The organism is Bradyrhizobium sp. CIR18 (genome assembly GCF_014198295.1).
Taxonomy (GTDB): domain Bacteria; phylum Pseudomonadota; class Alphaproteobacteria; order Rhizobiales; family Xanthobacteraceae; genus Bradyrhizobium.
The window spans coordinates 456,720-472,286 of the sequence record NZ_JACIHF010000002.1; the positions used below are offsets into that span (position 1 = coordinate 456,720).

General features: G+C 68.1%; 14 protein-coding genes. All 14 read right to left on the minus strand.

Going from position 1 to position 15,567, the window contains the following annotated elements:
* Window positions 1–12 precede the first annotated feature (12 nt).
* The 14 genes from GGD65_RS10665 to GGD65_RS10730 are packed head-to-tail and all read right to left on the minus strand — an operon-like array spanning window position 13 to window position 15,567.
* Window positions 13–897, minus strand: coding sequence for an amidohydrolase (locus GGD65_RS10665; protein ID WP_183235245.1), 885 nt, complete (start codon window positions 895–897; stop codon window positions 13–15).
* Window positions 894–2,015, minus strand: a complete 1,122-nt coding sequence (locus GGD65_RS10670) for a VWA domain-containing protein (RefSeq protein ID WP_183235246.1) — start codon at window positions 2,013–2,015, stop codon at window positions 894–896. The genes GGD65_RS10665 and GGD65_RS10670 overlap by 4 nt, the downstream gene beginning before the upstream one ends.
* A complete protein-coding gene (locus GGD65_RS10675) occupies window positions 2,012–2,893 on the minus strand; it encodes a MoxR family ATPase (RefSeq protein ID WP_183235247.1) in 882 nt (293 codons plus the stop codon). The genes GGD65_RS10670 and GGD65_RS10675 overlap by 4 nt, the downstream gene beginning before the upstream one ends.
* Window positions 2,894–2,903: 10 nt before the next feature.
* A complete protein-coding gene (locus GGD65_RS10680; RefSeq protein WP_018318072.1) occupies window positions 2,904–3,926 on the minus strand; it encodes a xanthine dehydrogenase family protein molybdopterin-binding subunit in 1,023 nt (340 codons plus the stop codon).
* Between the two features lies 1 nt (window position 3,927).
* Entirely contained in the window at window positions 3,928–5,520 is a 1,593-nt protein-coding gene (locus GGD65_RS10685; RefSeq protein WP_183235248.1) for a xanthine dehydrogenase family protein molybdopterin-binding subunit, read from the minus strand.
* A 12-nt stretch (window positions 5,521–5,532) separates the two neighbouring features.
* Window positions 5,533–6,009, minus strand: coding sequence for a (2Fe-2S)-binding protein (locus GGD65_RS10690; protein WP_183235249.1), 477 nt, complete (start codon window positions 6,007–6,009; stop codon window positions 5,533–5,535).
* Between the two features lie 4 nt (window positions 6,010–6,013).
* Complete coding sequence (locus GGD65_RS10695; protein ID WP_183235250.1) at window positions 6,014–6,832, minus strand: xanthine dehydrogenase family protein subunit M; 819 nt, start codon at window positions 6,830–6,832, stop codon at window positions 6,014–6,016.
* A 2-nt stretch (window positions 6,833–6,834) separates the two neighbouring features.
* Entirely contained in the window at window positions 6,835–7,278 is a 444-nt protein-coding gene (locus GGD65_RS10700; protein ID WP_018318068.1) for an SRPBCC family protein, read from the minus strand.
* Window positions 7,279–7,280: 2 nt separating this feature from the next.
* On the minus strand, window positions 7,281–7,718 hold the full coding sequence (locus GGD65_RS10705; RefSeq protein WP_018318067.1) for an SRPBCC family protein: 438 nt from the start codon (window positions 7,716–7,718) through the stop codon (window positions 7,281–7,283).
* Window positions 7,719–7,727: 9 nt separating this feature from the next.
* Entirely contained in the window at window positions 7,728–10,643 is a 2,916-nt protein-coding gene (locus tag GGD65_RS10710; RefSeq protein ID WP_183235251.1) for a flotillin family protein, read from the minus strand.
* 26 nt (window positions 10,644–10,669) lie between these two features.
* Window positions 10,670–11,503, minus strand: coding sequence for a phosphoenolpyruvate hydrolase family protein (locus GGD65_RS10715; RefSeq protein WP_104463699.1), 834 nt, complete (start codon window positions 11,501–11,503; stop codon window positions 10,670–10,672).
* 3 nt (window positions 11,504–11,506) lie between these two features.
* Window positions 11,507–13,717 carry an ABC transporter permease gene (locus GGD65_RS10720; protein ID WP_183235252.1) on the minus strand — a complete coding sequence of 737 codons (2,211 nt, stop codon included), beginning with the start codon at window positions 13,715–13,717 and terminating at the stop codon, window positions 11,507–11,509.
* Window positions 13,710–14,492: an ABC transporter ATP-binding protein gene (locus GGD65_RS10725; RefSeq protein WP_018318063.1), complete on the minus strand. Its 783-nt coding sequence runs from the start codon at window positions 14,490–14,492 to the stop codon at window positions 13,710–13,712. Before GGD65_RS10725 ends, GGD65_RS10720 begins: the two co-directional genes overlap by 8 nt.
* Window positions 14,485–15,567 (minus strand): branched-chain amino acid ABC transporter permease, encoded by a 1,083-nt coding sequence (locus GGD65_RS10730; protein WP_183235253.1) that lies wholly within the window; start codon window positions 15,565–15,567, stop codon window positions 14,485–14,487. The genes GGD65_RS10725 and GGD65_RS10730 overlap by 8 nt, the downstream gene beginning before the upstream one ends.

Below are 15,567 nucleotides of genomic sequence, written 5' to 3' on the forward strand. Positions count from 1 at the left end.
GTCTCTTGTCTGTCAAAGCCGGTAGACGCGCGTCGCCGTCGTCCTGAAGATGGCGTCCTGCTGCTCCGCGCTGAACGGCGCCGCGGCCGTGCGAAAGGCGCCGACGAGCTCGCGATAGCTGGTCCACAATTTCTCGATCGGGAAATTGGAGCCGAACAGGCAGCGCTCGGCGCCGAAGATCGCGACGGTATCCGCGAGTACGGCAGCGATGTGTGCGGGATCGTTGCGATGGATGAAAGTGCCGAGCCCGGAGAGCTTTGAGACCACGTTCGGGCAGGCCGCGAGCCGGGCCATGCCGCCGCGCCAGGCGGCGCGGCCTGCCGGCGAGAGATCCTCCAGCATGCCGGCATGCTGAAGGATGAAGGTCACGTCGGGGCAGGCCTCGGCCAGCGCTGCGGCGTCCGGCATCTGCGGGGTGAACACCTGCAGGTCGAAGCTCCAGCCATAGCCGGCAAGACGCGCGACGTTGCGGCGGATCATCGGATCGGCGCAGAGGTCCGGGCGGGCCGCAAAGCGGTACAGCGGGTTCTCGTGCCAGTGCAGCTGCATGCGCACGCCGCGCACCAGCCTGTAGCGCTTCAGGCGATCGAGCTGCGGCCGGACGTCGTCGACGGCGAAATTGGCATAGGCGACGATCGCGTGCGGCCAGCCGTGTTCGTCCGCAGTCTGCTGCACCCACGCGGCCTCGTCCTCGAAGCGGTCGTTGGCCCAGTTGGTCTGCACATAGACCGAGCGCGTGACGCCGGTGCCCTTGAGGTCGTCGAGATATTCCTGGATCGGGTAGTCGCGCCGGATCGGCTCATACGGGCCGAAGATGCGCGGCTGCATGGGGCCGGTCAGCCAGGGCAGGTCGGCCTGCCGCCAGATGTGATGATGGCCGTCGACAATATCGGTCACGCCGCTCTCCTTCGTCCCAGCGCCAGAATATGCGCGACGATCGACGCGCTCGAACCGCCATCCACGAGGTCATCGACGAAGCGCTCGATGGCGACGAGCGCTTCGGTCTGCGGGCGGAAGGCGGGGCTTGTCGCCAGCGGCGTCAGCCAGCTCAAGCGCCAGGCCCGCCGCGACAATTTCGCGACGGCGTCGCGAAGTGCATCGGTCTCGCCGCGCTCGAGTCCATCGGAGACGATCACCACCGCGGCGCCGCGCGCATAGCCGCCGAAGCGGGGCACGGCGAGGAAGGCCTGGAGCGCGTCGCCGATGCGGGTGCCACCGTCCCAGTCGCTGACCAGGTGCGCGGCGGCGTTCATGGCCTGCTCGCGGCGCTTCAGCCGCAGCGGGCGGGTGATGCGGGTCAGCCGCGTGCCGAAGGTGAAGACCTCGACACCAGGCGCGGCCTGCAGCAGCGCATGCGCGAGCTTCATGTTCTCCTCGGTGCGGCTCTTCATCGAGCCGGAGACGTCGATCAGCAGCAGCATCTTGCGCGGACGCTGGCGCCGCTTCATGTGACGGAGCCGCAGGATCTCGCCGTCGCTGCGGACAGAGTCGCGTAGAGTGCGGCGGAGATCGGCAAACGATCCGCGACGTGCGCGCATGCGGCGATGGCCGCGCCGTCGCGGCAGGCGGCGCGGTGCCTCGCGCGCCAGGCGGCGTAGGGCGTCGGCGGTTGAGGTCATCCGAAAGTGGCGCTCGACCAGCGCCTCGCTTCGGCTCGCGGCGAGGCCTGACTCGTTGGCCTCGTCGGAGAGCAGGGGCGCCTCGTCGCCGCGGCCCTCCTCCTGGAGGCGGACTGTCTCGTCATCCTCGCCCTCGTCGTCTCGTGCGATGGCCTCGCTGCCGCGGAAGTGGAGATCGAACAGCCGGTCGAAGGTCGCGCGGCGTTCGGGCGGCGGAGCCAGCGTCGCCAGGGCGGCCTGCTTGACCTGCTCGATGTCGCGCGGGCCGAGCAGCTCGATCGCGGCGAGGAATGTCGTGGTCTGCTCCGGCGCCACCGCAAAGCCGTTCGCGCGCAGCAGCGGGACGAACGCGACGAAGATGCGCGCGGCGCGCGGAAGCTGCGGCTCGGGGTTCATGCGGTCGCCTCCGCGAGCATGGCATCGAGCCGCGGCGAGATGAAATGCAGGTCCTCTTCGTCCTTCAGCGCCACGCCGATCGAGCGCTTGAACGCGTCCGGCCAGCGCGCGCCGCCCTTGTGCAGGAGCGTTGCGGCCTCGGCCCAGTCGACGGCCTCGGCAATGCCGGGCGCCTTGCTCAGGGGCTCGCGCCGCAACTTCTCGACGGCTGCGACGACGGCACGTGCCGTGGCTTCGGCGACACTGGAGGCGCGCATCATGATAATCCGCGCCTCGCGCTCGGCGGTCGGATAGTCGATCCAGTGATAGACGCAGCGCCGGCGGAGGGCCTCATGCAGATCGCGCGTCCGGTTCGAGGTCAGCACGACCACAGGGCGTTCGGCCGCGCGCACCGTGCCGCGCTCGGGGATCGAGATCTGGAAGTCGGACAGGAACTCGAGCAGGAAGGCCTCGAACTCCTGGTCGGCGCGGTCGATTTCGTCGATCAGCAGCACGGTGGAATCGGGCGCGCGGAGCGCGGCCAGCATTGGCCGCTCGATCAGGAAGGTCTCGCCATAGATGTCGATGCTCTCGTCGCCGGCCTGGCGGATCGCCAGCATCTGGCGCGGATAATTCCACTCATAGAGTGCGGCGGAGGCATCGATGCCCTCGTAGCATTGCAGGCGGATCAGTCGCCGGCCGAGCACGGCCGCGATCGCCTTGGCGGCTTCCGTCTTGCCGACGCCCGGCGCGCCTTCGAGCAGCAGGGGCTTGCCGAGCGCGAGGCCGAGATAGGCTGATGTCGCAAGGCCTTCGTCGGCAAGGTAATAGGCCGCCCGAAGCGCTCTCTCCAGCGCCTCCGGACTGTCGATGCCGACGATTTTGCTGCGAACCGCCACGACCGATCCTCTAGCGCCGCGCCTGCGGCCGCGCGCCGCCCTGGGCCTTGATTGCGCGCAACACCTTTTCAGGCGTGATCGGCAGGTCGTCGATGCGTACGCCGACGGCGTTGAAGATCGCATTCGCGACGGCCGGCAGCACCGGATTGGCGCACATCTCGCCGGGGCCTTTGGCGCCGAACGGACCGTCGGGAGCGGGCCGTTCCAGCACGGCGATATCGTGCGGGCAGATGTCGCCGGGGCCCGGCATCAGATATTCGACGAAGTCGCGCGGGCCGTGAACGGGATCGGGATAATAGGGCTCCGGGGTTTCGTAGAGCGCGTGGCTGACGCCCATCCAGGCGCCGCCGACCAGCTGCTGCTCGACCAGACGGGGGTTCAGCGCCCGACCGAGCTCATAGGCGGAGTCCATGCGCACCATCGCGACATCGCCGGTCTCGTCGTCGACCTCGACTTCCGCGACGAGACAGGCATGGGCGTAGCATGTGGCCGGCGACATCTCGCCGGTCTCCGGATCGACGTTGGAGAGCGGGACGAGAAAGATGCCGCGGCCCGAAATGGTCTTGCCCTGCTTGAACTGCGCGGCGATCGCGACATCCTTGGTCGAGATCGAGCGATGCGGCGCGCCCTTGACGTGGATATTGCCGCGGCCGTCGGTTTCGAGATCGGCGGCATTGACCTCGAGCTCCTCGGCTGCCGCCTCCATCATCACCCCGCGGGCCTCTCGCGCCGCGGCCATCACGGCGTTGCCGACCCGGTGGGTGCCGCGCGAGGCGAACGAGCCCATGCAATGCGGGCCGGTGTCGGAATCCGCCGTGTCGACATAGACGTCCTCGACCGGCACGCCCAGCGTCTCGGCGCAGATCTGCCGCGTCACCGACTTCATGCCCTGGCCGAGGTCGATCGACGACAGTGCCACCGTGAACTTGCCGCTGGGATTGGAGTGAACCAGGGCCTGGCTTGGATCGCCGCCGAGATTCATGCCGATGGGATAGTTGATCGACGCCATGCCGCGTCCGCGATGCCTGGTCATGTCAGCGTCTCCTGGTGCCGAACACCGACGAGAACCGTGTTGCCCCATGCGATGGCGCGGCCGGGCGCGGTGGGGGAGGCGGCGGTGCCGGCGGGGGCGGATCGCGCGGCGGCTCCCGTGTCGCGGTCACCGGCGCGCGGTCATAGCTCGTGCGCTGCTGTGCAGGCGCAGCCGGACGCACACGCGACTCCGTTGGCGTCGGCGGGATCGCGGCGCGGCTGCCGCCGCCGTCCTTGCGCGAGGAGGCACGCCTGAAATCGTCGCGGATCGGCCATTTGGCCTTTTCGGCAGCGACCTGAACGCATTCGATCAGCGCGGTGTTCTTGGCCTCGCGCCGGTGCGCCTTCATGTCGCCGTCGCGATAGGCATTGAGAATGCGAAACTCCATCGGGTCCATGCCGACGAGGTTTGCGAGCTTGTCCATCTGGCATTCGATCGCAAAGTCCATCGCGGTGACGCCGAAGCCGCGCATCGCGGTCGCGGGCGTGCGATTGGTGAAGACGCAATAGACGTCGCCATAGACGTTCGGAATGGTGTAGGGGCCCGGCAGATGCGCGGCGCATTTCACGGCGGCATAGCTCGACAGCCGCGTATAGGCGCCGCTGTCGAAAAACGCGCGGATCTTGCGCGCGACGATGCGGCCGTCGCGCATGACGCCGTCCTTGATGTAAATGCGTTCAGCCCCGCGCGGCGGGCCGTACTGCATCTCCTCCTCACGGCCGAACACGTAGCGGACCGGCCGTCCCGTCAGCATGGCGCCGAGGATGGCGAGCGGCTCGGTCAAGGTATCGACCTTGCCGCCGAAGCCTCCGCCGACCGTGCCGCCGATGAAGTGGAACGTGTTGGAGGGCACGTCCAGAATCTTGGCGCAGGTGTCGACCGAGAAGAACAGCGCCTGGGTCGAGGTGTAGACGACGTAACGGCCATTGGTGTCGGGTGCCGCAATGGCGCCGTTGGTCTCGGTGGGCGCGTGCTCGATCGGAGACATCTGGTAGCGCTGCTCCAGCACGTGGTCGGCGCTCGCGAGCGCCGCGTCGGCATCGCCGAAGCGCAGGCGCTGGTGGTCGTAGACGTCGTGATAGATGAAGGCATTCTTCGGATAGGTCTCGTTGACCACGGGTGCGCCGGGCTTCAGCGCATCCTCGACGTCGAACACAGCCGGGAGTGGCTCGTAGTCGACCTTGACCTTTGCGATGGCCTCGAACGCCTCGCGCTCGCTGTCGGCGACGATGGCGAGGATCGGCTCGCCCTTGTAGCGGACCTTGTCGACCGCCAGCGACGGCTCGTCATCCTTGCCGAAGTTGATCAGGCTGAGAAGCGTGTTGAGATTGACCGGCACGTCGGTGCCGCGAATGATCCGGCGAACGCCGGCCGAACGTTCGGCCTCGGTGGTATCGATGCGACGAATCCTTGCATGGGCCTGCGTCGAGCGTACGACCTTCAGGTGCAGCATGCCCTGCAGCTTGTGATCGTTGAAGTAGCTCGACGTGCCCGTGACATGGCCGAGCATGTCCTGACGCTGGGTGCCCTTGCCGATTTCTTTTAAGTTATCGTCGCGCTCGTCAGCGAAGATATCTTTGCGCAGTTCCAGCATGGTCGCGTTCCCTTACGCGCTGACCCGGCCGCCGGCGGCGGCGAGGATGGCATTGATGATCGGCTCATAGCCGGTGCAGCGGCAGATGTTGCCGGAGATCGCCTCAATGACCTCGTCGCGGCTCGGCGAGGGATTGCGGTCGAGCAGCGCCTTGGCGGCCATCAGCATGCCTGGGGTGCAATAGCCGCACTGGGCCGCGAAATGGTCCGCGAAGGCGCGCTGCAGCGGGTGCAGGTTCGGGCCCTGCTTCATGCCGTCGAGCGTCTCGATCGAGCGGCCGGCCACCGTCTCCGCCAGCGTCAGGCAGGAGAGATGAAGCTCGCCGTCGATCAACACACTGCAGGTACCACAGCCGCCCTGGCCGCAGCCGAATTTCGGCGTCATGTCGCCGATCTGCTCGCGCAGCGCGACCAGAAGATTGGTGCCGCCGTCGACGAAGATCGCGACGTCGCGACCGTTGTGACGAAATTGCAGGGGGATCTTGGACATGGCTCTATTCCTGTCCCGACAGCAGACGGCGCAGATGGACGCCGACGATCTCGCGGCGATACCAGGCGCTGCCGAGCGCGTTGTCGAATGGCGATGTTCCCTCGGTCGCCGCGGATGCGGCGGCCGCGATGGTTGCGGCGTCCAGCGAGCGGCCCTCCAGCGCGCGCTCGGCGGCGCGGGCGCGGATCTGGGTCGGCGCCATCGATCCCAGCGCGATCCGGGCGCCCGCAATCCGTCCGCCGCTGATCGGCAGATGCGCCGCGAGTGTGACGACCGAGCCGCCCTTCGGCTTGATGCGCGCGATCTTGCGGTAGCGGAACGCGTCGCTGCTCGCCGGCCGGGTGCAGGAGACCGACAGCACCAGGGTTCCGGCCTGCCGTTCGCGCGCCTGCAGGAACTCTTCGATCGGGATATCGCGCGCGCCAAAGCCGCCCGCGACGGCGACGGTCGCGTCGAGCGCCAGCAGCGCCACGGTGAAATCGCCGTAAGGACTCGGCGCGAAAAGATTGCCGCCGACCGTGCCCATGTTGCGCACGGCGGGACCGCCGATCGAACGGGCGGGCGCGTGCAGGGAGGCAAGGCCCCGTTCGGCAAGGATGCGCGCGAAGGTGACGCCGGCGCCGAGCGTGATGCGCGGCCCCGAGGCGTCGATCCGGGTCAGCGCCTGGTCCTGGGCGCGGACCACGGTCGAGATCGCGACATCGCCTTCGTTCAGCGCGCGCATCACCAGCGTGCCGCCGCCGAGATACCGCGCGGTGCGGTCCGAGGACAGCGCCCCCGCCGCCTCGCTAGCGCTTGCAAACGTCTTCACTGTCACGGCCATGACTATGCGGCCTCCCTCAGATGCCGGCGGATTGCCTCGAACCCGGCCTGGTAAATGTCTTCCGCGACCATGTGGGTGATGCGGTCGCGATCTTCCGGCTTGGTGGTGAAGCGGGACTCCCAGTGCCAGAAGGTGCGGTCGCCGTCGGTGACCGGCAGCAGCCGGACATGGGCGACGTAGTTGAACATCGGCACCGGCGTATCGAGCAGGCAATAGCTGAAGGACTGTTCCAGGTCCGACAGCGCCAGCAATTGCTCGCGCAGCTCGGAACCGTCGTTGAGCTTGAACCGCCTGATGCAACCGATCTTGTCGGAAGACTGCGCGCGCTCGATCGAGGACGTCGCGACAACCGGATGCCAGCGATCATGGCCGTTGAAATCGCGCAGCACGGTCCACACCGCATCGGTCGGTGCGTCCAGGATCGTGCTCTTGACGATATGCGGCACGGTCAGCCTCCGAACACGCGCTTGAGCGCATCAAATCCGCCCTGGAACACGCCGCCGCCGATATTGCTGACGAGCTCGGTCTCGCGCTCCGGCGCGCAATCGAATTCGGCGGTCCATTCCATGAAGGTCTGGTCGCCGTCGGTGACGGGGGTCAGCCGCAGGGTTGCGACATAGTTCTCGACGCCCATCGGAGATTCCAGGATCGAATAGGTGCAGAACATGTCGTAGTCGGAGAGGCCGAGCAGCTTCTCGCGGATGCGGTCGCCGTTGCGCAGGCGGAAATCCCTGACGCAGCCGATCTTGTCGGCGGGCTCGCCGCCCTCGATGCGGCTTTCGGCGATGGCCGGATGCCAGTTCGGCAGGCCGTTGAAATCGCGCACCCGCGCCCAGACGCGGTCGTTGCGGGCATTGACGACAGTGGAGACGTAGACGCGGGCCATGGCGCGACCTCAGCTCTTCTTCCGCGGCCCGCGCTCGGCCGGCGGCTCGCCGCCCTCGGCCGAGGGGGCCGGCGACGCCGCCGGCTTGTCGCCGCCACCTCCGCCACCACCGCTCTTGCGGGCGGAGTCCTTGATGCCCTGCATGTCGCGGGCTTCGCGGATCAGGCCCGGCATCTTGGCGAGGCTGCCGCCTTCGACGCCGATGTCGGAAAGGATGGAATCGATCAGCGGTGCCTGGACGCGGTAGCGCAGCGCGGAATCGATCACCTCGTCGGTGGCGCTGCGGCCGCCATTGCCACCATGGCCGTTGCCGTTGAGGCCGTCGACCTGGAGGATGCGGATGCCCTCGATCTTCTCCATCGGCTTGACGCTCTCGCGGACGATGCCCTCGATCCGGTCGAGCAGCTTGCGGCGGAACAGCGAGTAGCGCGCCTGATCGGTCAGCACGTTCTCGGCCTCGTTCAGCATCCGCTGCGCTTCCGCCTCGACGGCCGCGCGCACGCGCTCGGCTTCCGCGGCGATCCGGGTCTCCTCGGCCTGTTTCTCGGCGAGCAGCACCTCGACCGTCTTGCGCCGTTTGGCGATCTCGCTCTCGCGCGCGGTGATGACGCGCTCGGTGGCTTCGGTCGCGCGCATCCGCGCTTCCTCGGCGGCAGCGCGGGCCGCGGACTCTTCCAGCGATTTCTGATGGATGGCGATGGCCTTTTCCATCAGCACAGTCTCGACGTCCTTTTCGCGGTTGACCTCGAGCTTGCGCAGCTCGCGCTCACGGCCGACGCGGGCCTCGTCGAGGCCGCGATCGGACGCGATGCGGGCGCGCTCGACTTCCTCGCGGGAGGCGATCTCGGCTTCCTGCAGCGACTGCACGCGGGCGACCTCGAGCTGCTCGATGGCGCGGCGGCGCTCGATGCGGGCGGCCTCCAGCGCCTGCTCGCGCGAGACGTCGGTGGTCTCGACCTCCTTGCGCGCGACGATCTCGGCCTGCCGGACCTGGCGGTCGGCGTCGATCCGCTCGGACTTCTTGGTCGACAGCGCGATAACGCGGTCCTCGTCGGCGATCTCGATCGCCTTCTTCTGCTCGATGTTGAGCACTTCGCGCTTCTTGGAGGAGTTGATGCGCTCGGCCTCGAGCGCCAGGTCGACCGTGATGCGCTGGCGCTCGATGGCGTCGCGCCGCTTGAGCTCGGCCGCCTCCAGCACGCCGGCGCGCTCGATTTCGAGCGAACGGGTGTCGCGCTCGGCCTGGATCCGCTCGGCCGCGACCGCCTTCTCCTGGGCGATGCGGGCCGCCTCGATCGCCTCGCGCGAGGCGATGTCGGCCTCCTCGACGGCGCGGTTGCGGGCGATCTCCAGCGAGCGCACGCGCTCCTCCTGGGCGATCCGGCTGGCCTCCGTGGTCTCGCGCGCCGCAATGCCGGCGACGTCGAGCGCCTGGTTGCGCTCGATCTCCAGCTGCCGCGTGTTCTGCTCGGCGGCGATGCGTTCGGCGGCGAGCGTCCGCTCCCGGGCGATGCGGGCGGCCTCGACCGCGCGCTGGGCCTCGATCTCGGCCTCCTGGATGGTGCGCACCTGCTGGATCTCCAGCGCGCGGGTGCGTTCGTCCGAGGAGATGCGCTCGACATTGACGATCAGCGTCTGGGCGATGCGGGCCTTCTCGGTCGCCTCGCGGGCAGCGATCTCGGCCTCGTCGACGGCACGCGTGCGCTCGATCTCGCGGCGCCTGGTTTCCTCCTCGTTGGCGATGCGGGCGTCGGTGACGACGCGGTCCTGCTGGATCCGCGCCTTCTCGATGGCTTCGCGGGCAGCGATCTCGGCTTCCTCGACGGTCCGCATCCGCTCGATCTCGCGCTGACGCACGTCGCGCTCGGATGCGATGCGGGTGGTGTCGATCGAGCGCTGGTTGGCGATCCTGGTCTTCTCGATCTCCTCGCGCGCCAGCAGCTCCTTTTCCTCGATGGTTCGGGTCCGTTCGATCTCCTTCTGGCGGGTCTCGCGCTCGGAGGCGATGCGGGCCTCCGCGATCGCTTGGTCGTTGGCGATGCGGGCGCGCTCGATGGCTTCGCGCGCGGAGATCTGCGCCTGCTCGGCCTCGGTCTCGCGCAGCGCCCGTTCGCGGGCCACTTCCGTGCGCTGAAGCGCACGGCGCATCTCGATGTCGCGTTCCTGCTCCAGGCGTGCTGTCTCGCTCTCGCGCTCGATCTCCAGCGCCTGCCGCTCGGCCTCCAGATTGCGCGCGCGGATCTTGATCATCGAATCCTGCTCGATGTCGTTGCGCAGCTTCCGCTTGGCCTCGATGTCCTGCATCAGCTGGGTCAGGCCTTCGGCGTCGAACCGGTTCGAGGGGTTGAAGAATTCGAGATCGGTCTGGTCGAGATCGGTGATGGCGACCGATTCCAGCTCGAGGCCGTTCTGGGCGAGGGCTTCGGCCGCGTTGGTCTTGACTCGCACGACATAGTCGCCGCGCCGCTCGTGCATCTCCTCCATGGTCATCTCGGAGGCGACCGAACGGATCGCGGAGATGAACTTGCCGGCCAGCAGCGCATGGAGCTGCCCGGGCTCCATGGTGCGGCGGCCGAGCGTGGCAGCCGCGATCGAGACGGCCTCGCGGGTCGGCTGCACCCGGACATAGAAATCGGCTTCGATGTCGACGCGCATGCGGTCGCGGGTGATCACGGCGTCCTGCCTGGAGCGGACGATGCCCATCGGCAGCACGTTCATGTTGACGGGCGTGTAATCGTGGATGAACGGCAGCACGAACGCGCCGCCATTGATCACCACGCGCTCGCCGAGGAAGCCGGTCCGGACGAACGAGGTCTCCTTGGAGGAGCGATGGTAGAGCCAGTTCACGATATAGACGCCGACCACGATCACGACGACCGCGACGATCAGCCAGAGGATCAATTCACCGACCAACATCCCCGACATCTTTTCCTCCCTCGAACCTTCAGGCGTTACCGCGCGCCGATCGCCTTGAATTGACGTACCTGCTCCGTCAGCGCCCGCTCCACGGGAAGCCGCTCCATCGAGGAGGCCCCGTAGAAGCCGTGGCAATGGCGGGTGTTCTTCATGATGAAATCGGCATCGGCGGGATCAGCGATCGGGCCGCCATGCGCCAGCACCAGGATATCCGGGTTGACGCTGAGCGCGGCGGAGGCCCAGGTGTCGATCTGCGCCGGACAATCCTTCAGCCTCAACGCGGTCTGCGCGCCGATCGACCCGCCGGTCGTCAGCCCCATGTGGCAGACAACGATGTCGGCGCCGGCGATCGCCATCGCGGCCGCTTCCTTCTCGCTGAACACATAGGGCGTCGTCAGCATGTCCTTGTCGTGCGCCTTGGCGATCATGTCGATCTCGAGCGCGTAGGACATCCCGGTCTCTTCGAGATTGGCGCGGAAGGTGCCGTCGATCAGGCCGACGGTCGGAAAGTTCTGCACGCCTGCGAAACCAAGCGCCTTCAGCTGGTCGAGAAACGCGTCCATGTCGCGGAACGGATCGGTGCCGTTGACGCCCGCGAGCACCGGCGTCCGGGTGACCACGGGCAGCACTTCGCCGGCCATCTCCAGCACGATGGCGTTGGCGTCGCCGTAAGCCATCAGGCCCGCGAGCGAGCCGCGCCCGGCCATGCGGTAGCGTCCGGAATTGTAGATCACGATGAGATCGACGCCGCCGGCCTCCTCGCATTTGGCTGACAGCCCGGTGCCGGCGCCGCCGCCGACGATCGGCTCGCCGCGCTTCGCCATCTCGCGGAACCGCCTCAGGAGTGCTGCGCGTTCAAACCTTGGCATCGCTCACCTCGCTAGTCTCCGCCGCGCGCCGGCGCGGCCGAACAGGGTTCGGAACGCACCGACGATGGCGGCGGCGAAGTCGGGATCGTTGATGTTCTTGGGCGTGCGGATGAGCTGCCGATTGCCGGTCTGCCGCACGGTGCGCTCCAGCGTGCGGAACAGCGCGGCATCGGCGTCCGGATCCCAGAACGGCTGGCCCCGCGCATCGAGTGCGGAGACGCCGCCCTCGGGCAGGAAGAAGCGCACCGGGCCGTCCATCTGGTTGAGGCGCTCGCCGATCCACCGGCCGATGCGCTCGTTCTCTTCCACGCTCGTCCGCATCAGCGTCACCTGCGGATTGTGGACGTGGAATTTGCGGCCGCGATAGCGCTCGGGAATGGTGTCGGGCGCACCGAAATTGACCATGTCGAGTGCGCCGACCGAGCCGACATAGGGGACGCGCGTGCGGATGATCGCACCGAAGCGATCCTCGGTTGCGGGAAACACGCCGCCCATCAGGAGATCGCAGACCTCCGTCGTGGTGAGGTCGATGACGCCGGCGAGCTGGCCGGACTCGACGAGTTTCTCCATGGAACGGCCGCCGACGCCGGTGGCATGGAAGACCAGGCACTCGAAATCGTCGCGCAGCTCGGCAGCGATCTTCTGCACCGCCGGCGTCGTCACGCCGAACATGGTGATGCCGACCGCAGGCAGGCCGCCGGCCTCCCGCGCCGTCGCGGCCCGCACATCCAGCCGCGCCTTGACCATGCCGGCGAGCGCATTGGCACCGTTGGCGAGCACCGCGCGCGAGATCGAGTTCAGTCCCTGCACGTCGGTGACCGAGTGCATCATCGTGATGTCGGCCGGACCGACATAGGGCCCGACATCGCCGGAGGCGACGGAGGAGATGATCAGCTTCGGCACGCCGACGGGAAGCGCGCGCATGCCCGGGGCAACCAGCGACGCCGCGCCCGAGCCGCCGGCCGAGATCACGCCGGCGACATTGCCCTGGCGCCGCAGCCAGTTGGCGAACGCGTCGGCCATCGCGGTCACAGCAGCGCCGCGGTCGGGGCCGAACACCGCGGCACCGCCGCGGCCGTGGTTGAGCGCGATCTCCTGCGCGGAGACATCGCAGCTGGAATGCTTGCCACTGGTCGAGACGTCGACCAGCCGCGTGCGCAGGCCGGTTTCGGCGATGATGTCGCGGATGAAGCGCAGCTCGAGGCCCTTGGTGTCGAGCGTGCCGACGACCAGCACGACGGGCGGGCCGGCGGTCTGCGCCGCCAGCGGCTCGCGCTTGCGCCGCGCGGTCTCGTCGAGCCGCGCGACCTGGGTCGAGAGTGTGCGCGCCGCCGCCTCGATGCGGGCGATCGGCACCGGCTGCGACCATCGCGTCGGCAGCGTTGGGTTGGAGACGTAGATGCGGATCGGCCCGTCGCGGCGCGGCGCCGGCACCGGTTTTGTGTCCGGGCCGGACACTGAGATCTCGAGATCCGGCTCGAGCTCGGCGTGGAGCCCGACGCCGAGCAGGCGTTGCTGGAGCTCGCGGTCGGCGGCGAGCCGCGCGGAATCGATGATGCGATTGATGCGGCCATTGACCATGATCGCGACGTTGCGCGAGACCGCGGTGGCCACGCCGATGTTCTGCTCGATCACCAGCACGGACATGTCGCCGTCTTCGCCGAGCCGCAGCAGCATCTCCTCGACCTGCGCCACGATGACGGGCGCAAGCCCCTCGGTCGGCTCGTCCATGATCAACAGATGCGGATTGGTGAGCAGCGCGCGCGAGATCGCCAGCATCTGCTGCTCGCCGCCGGAGAGCTGGCCACCGCCGTGATCTTTGCGCTCGGCGAGGCGCGGGAAGGTGTCGTAGATGCGCTCGACCGTCCATGCGCCGGAGCGCATGCCGCCGGCCAGCCGCAGATGCTCGTCGACGCTGAGCGAGCGCCACAGGCGGCGGCCCTGCGGCACGTAGCCGACGCCGAGCCGCGCAATCTGGGCGGAAGGCCGCCGCGTGATGTCCTCGCCGCGAACACGGATCGATCCGCCGCTGACGCCGACCAGTCCCATGATCGCCTTGCACAGCGTGGTCTTGCCCATGCCGTTGCGGCCGACGACGGAGAACACGCCGCTCTCCAGCGTCAGGTCGACGCCCTGCAGGGCGTGCGAGTGACCGTAATAGACGTCGAGCCCGCGGACCTCGAGCGCGGCGGCGGAGCGGCGGGCCTCATTCATGGCCGCCTCCGAGATAAAGCTCCTGCACCTCGGGGTCGGACTGGATCTCTTCCGGCAGGCCCTCCTTGAAGATGCGGCCGTTGTGCATCATCGTGACGCTCTCGACGACGCGCAAGGCGACGTCCATGTCGTGCTCGATGATGATGTAGCCGATATGCGCCGGCAGCGAGGTCAGGATCTCGATCAGCTCGGCCCGCTCGGTCGGGGACAGGCCCGCGGCCGGCTCGTCGAACAGCACGAAGCGCGGGGCGCCGGCGAGCGCGAGCGCGATCTCGAGCTGGCGCTGCTGGCCGTGCGCGAGCTCGGCCACGCGCTGGTCCTTTACGGCGGCCAGATGCACGGCCTGGACGAGGTTGTCGGCCGCATGCATCAGGGCATCGTTCTGTCCCGGCCGCAGAAACGAGAACCGTCCGCGCGAGACGCCGCGGCAGGCGAGATAGACATTGTCCTGCACGGTGAGGCCGGGGAACAACGCTGAGATCTGGTAGGTCCGGCGCAGCCCGCGGCGGATGCGTTCATAGGGCGGGAAGTGGGTGACGTCCTCGCCGAAGAAGCGGATGGTGCCGGAGGAGGGCGCAAAGTCGCCGGTGATGCAGTTGAACAGCGTGGTCTTGCCGGCGCCGTTGGAGCCGAGCACGGCGCGGCGTTCGCCGGGGCGCACGGTGATGGTGACGTCGGTCAGCGCCGCGAGCGCGCCAAACAGCCTTGTCACGCCGCGCAGCTCCAGCGCGGCACCGGCGCCGACGGCCGAGAGGCGCTGCGCGACGCTATCCATGACCGCGTCCTCCGCTTTGGCGGTTGGTGCGGGGGCGTTGGCTCTGGCGCCAGCGCTGCCATAGGCCGATGACGCCGTCCGAGGACCAGAACACGATGGCGAGGAACCCGAGCCCGATCAGTAGCCGGAAGCGGTTGCCGTCGAGGCCGAGCCTGACCAGGAAGTCGAGCGCGAAGGTGCGCAGCAGCACGAAGATCAGCGCGCCGATGAAGGGGCCGATCGGACGCGTGATGCCGCCGACGACGGCGATGATCAGCACGTCGATGCAGGCCCCGACGCTGACCGAGCCCGGCGAGATCTGGCGGTAGTTCCAGACCTGGAGCACGCCGGCAAGTGCGGCCACGAAGGAGGCGAAGGCATAGGCGGCGACACGGTGCGCATTGACGTTGAAGCCGAGCGCCGCCATGCGGCGCGGATTGTCGCGTACGCCCTGCAGCGCAAGGCCGAAGGGGGCACGCGAGATATATTCGACGGCGAAGTAGCAGAGCGCGGCAACCGCGAGCACGACATAATAGAAGGGAATGTCGGCGCGCCAGTTCACGCCCCAGAAGTGCGGCGTGGCCACGGTGTTGATGCCGGTATGGCCGTTGAAGATCGCCCAGTTCTGGTTGGTGAAATAGTAGAAGGCAGCTCCGATCGCGAGCGTGATCATGATGGTGTAGATGCCTTCGGTGCGCACCGCGAGCGCACCGCCGAGCGTGCCGAAGGCGGTCGCCAGCGCCAGCGCCATGGGCACCGCGAGCCACCACGGCCAGCCCAGGCTGATATTGGCGTTGCCGCTGACGCCGAACACGGCGACCATGTAGGCCGAGAAACCCGCGATCGTGAGCTGCATCAGGCTGACCATGCCGCCATAGCCGGCGAGGAACATCAGGCTGAGCGCCATGATGCCGAGGATCAGCGTGGTCGCGAAGATCTCGATCAGGAAAAAGCCGCTCGCGATCAGCGGCATGATCAGGAGAATGATCGCGACGATCCAGGCGGCGGGATTGTTGATCTCCGGCCATGTCCGCGCCGGGCGCTGCGCGACATCGGCGGGGCGAACGGCAATGCGGGCATCGTGGGTGAGCGACAT

What these genes read in the sequence shown, in the direction of transcription:
- GGD65_RS10670 (WP_183235246.1), bottom strand. Translation starts at nt 2,015, where the DNA reads ATGAACCCCGAGCCGCAGCTTCCGCGCGCCGCGCGCATCTTCGTCGCG.
- GGD65_RS10680 (WP_018318072.1), bottom strand. Translation starts at nt 3,926, where the DNA reads ATGACCAGGCATCGCGGACGCGGCATGGCGTCGATCAACTATCCCATC.
- GGD65_RS10685 (WP_183235248.1), bottom strand. Translation starts at nt 5,520, where the DNA reads ATGCTGGAACTGCGCAAAGATATCTTCGCTGACGAGCGCGACGATAAC.
- GGD65_RS10690 (WP_183235249.1), bottom strand. Translation starts at nt 6,009, where the DNA reads ATGTCCAAGATCCCCCTGCAATTTCGTCACAACGGTCGCGACGTCGCG.
- GGD65_RS10695 (WP_183235250.1), bottom strand. Translation starts at nt 6,832, where the DNA reads ATGGCCGTGACAGTGAAGACGTTTGCAAGCGCTAGCGAGGCGGCGGGG.
- GGD65_RS10705 (WP_018318067.1), bottom strand. Translation starts at nt 7,718, where the DNA reads ATGGCCCGCGTCTACGTCTCCACTGTCGTCAATGCCCGCAACGACCGC.
- GGD65_RS10710 (WP_183235251.1), bottom strand. Translation starts at nt 10,643, where the DNA reads ATGTCGGGGATGTTGGTCGGTGAATTGATCCTCTGGCTGATCGTCGCG.
- GGD65_RS10715 (WP_104463699.1), bottom strand. Translation starts at nt 11,503, where the DNA reads ATGCCAAGGTTTGAACGCGCAGCACTCCTGAGGCGGTTCCGCGAGATG.
- GGD65_RS10720 (WP_183235252.1), bottom strand. Translation starts at nt 13,717, where the DNA reads ATGAATGAGGCCCGCCGCTCCGCCGCCGCGCTCGAGGTCCGCGGGCTC.
- GGD65_RS10725 (WP_018318063.1), bottom strand. Translation starts at nt 14,492, where the DNA reads ATGGATAGCGTCGCGCAGCGCCTCTCGGCCGTCGGCGCCGGTGCCGCG.
- GGD65_RS10730 (WP_183235253.1), bottom strand. Translation starts at nt 15,567, where the DNA reads ATGTCGCTCACCCACGATGCCCGCATTGCCGTTCGCCCCGCCGATGTC.